Source organism: Psychromarinibacter halotolerans, from assembly GCF_029168315.1.
In the GTDB taxonomy this organism is placed as follows: domain Bacteria; phylum Pseudomonadota; class Alphaproteobacteria; order Rhodobacterales; family Rhodobacteraceae; genus Psychromarinibacter; species Psychromarinibacter halotolerans.
Genome location: NZ_JARGYD010000028.1, coordinates 1 through 1,865 on the forward strand (window position 1 = coordinate 1; position 1,865 = coordinate 1,865).

At 57.7% G+C, this 1,865-nt stretch carries 1 protein-coding gene and 1 tRNA gene; one reads left to right on the forward strand and one right to left on the reverse strand.

Annotated features, from left to right (window positions below):
* A partial coding sequence (locus P1K30_RS23730; protein WP_275635218.1) for a hypothetical protein occupies window positions 1-201 on the forward strand: 201 nt, incomplete at its 5' end.
* A gap of 1,283 nt (window positions 202-1,484) precedes the next feature.
* Here the strand turns inward: P1K30_RS23730 and P1K30_RS23735 are convergent.
* A tRNA-Met gene (locus P1K30_RS23735) sits at window positions 1,485-1,561 on the reverse strand.
* Between the last annotated feature and the right edge of the window lie 304 nt (window positions 1,562-1,865).

The window sequence follows — 1,865 nt, forward strand, 5'->3', positions numbered from 1 at the left end:
GCGACCCCCGGGCCGTCCCGCCAGCGCCTCAGCGCCGCCGGTGAAGGGGTATTTACGGATCACACCGACAACCCGCAAGGCCTTTTTTCAGAAAAAGTTCAAAGAAGCGGCTGGGCCCTTAATTTGCTGGCCAAACTTTCGCCGCACCGCGGCCTGGAAAGCGGTCTTGGTGCCTCTCGACCCCTAGAATCGCATCTCTGATTCCCGAATCCAGCCCCGAATCTCCGACTCGGATGGTTGTTCGTCGGCTATTTTCCCCCATCTTTCCTTAACGTTAACAGCTTTTCCACGTCCCGAGTCGTAAATAGACCTGGCGTAAGCGGGCGAAAGATTCGGACGCGGGACAGATCCCGGTGAAGGATTCGGGGACGGCTTGATTCTTTACCGACGATTGGGGCTGTAGGTCGCGAGCCGGCTTGACTGACGTGGACCCGGCCGCTGAGCGCACCGGAGCGTTAGGGAGAAACCGGCACCCGGGTTCCTCCAATCGTCCGGTGACACAGTGCGTTCGCAACCCCGCCTGAGCTGACCCGAAGCGTCGAGAGACTTCTCCCTCTGACGCATCGGAGTTGCTTCATGTCGTTAGGGGCGAACACTCTCATAGATCCAGGCGCAGATCACTCCGCTCGCCCCAGGACTTCGGATAGTGGCGGTTGGCTCTGGCCTGTCCGTGAGTGTGCGTTGGTTTCGGGTCCAACAGATAACATAGGTAATTTCGTACCGAGGCTGGAAACCGGCCAACCCAAGTTTGATAAGGCTTCGGGGAAGAGGCCGTCGAGCTTGGACGGCGATACGGTATCCAAGGGTCAGTCAGACTTGCGGTGTCCTATGCACGTCGTGCGTACACCCTGCATCGTTCACCGAGACATGGATACGGATCATTTGGCCGTTGCGCGTCTGGTCCCGTCTTCACGTAACGGAGAAGAGCGGCCATTGCTCTGCGAATCAAAGCCCAGTGAACCCATAACGTTCTTCTTGGCAATTTGGATGGACGGGGACCCCGTCGCCAGAAGGTATCGAGGCGAATGCATCGCAACACCACGCCGCAGAGTGACCAGAGCTCAGAGTTTGCCGGACAATCATCGGCTACTTTCTTCCGAACTCGTGTACTCATTTACTGATATCGCAAGGCTCTGGAGACCTAGGTGCCAGTTCATGCTTTCGCTTCCCCCCGTCGGGCAGCAGTGACGGAGAAACCAAAATTTCTCCGGTCATGGAATAAGGACGGTCCCATCCACGATTACCAAACGTCGTCGCGCGCCGTCCAGACCCACCTCGCCTCCGAGCGCCAAAACACGCGCCCCCGAACATCGAGGGAACGCGCATGGACGGCGTTTTGCGATCACGCACCGCGATGTAGCTGTCACCGAGGAAACTGAACCGAGCATGACGCAGCTCCGGACCCAAACTTGCCGGCCACGGACGCATGGTGCTTAAACGCCAAACGCCGCCAACGGTGTACGTTGGCGGCGTTTTGTTTAACTTGGTTGCGGGGGTAGGATTTGAACCTACGACCTTCAGGTTATGAGCCTGACGAGCTACCGGGCTGCTCCACCCCGCGCCAAGTTCGGGTGTAATATGCCTATGCGCGGAGGACCGCAAGGGCCTGTGCTGGATTTTTCGACGGAAAATTCTTAATTCTTTCAAGCGCCTGACAGACAACTGTCACTTAGGGCACAGAATCGGTCCATAACACGGGGCCGCGATCGCCTTGCCCGGTACGCTGCCTCGTAGGCGTGATCGATGAGAGGTCGCTTTGCAGCTGACGCTGCAAAAGCGTCCGCCTTATGCGCTCACGCTCGCTCTTGTCCCCGGAACGCAAAAAGCGCGCCTTGTTTGGCGCGCTTTTTTGTATTTGGTATTTT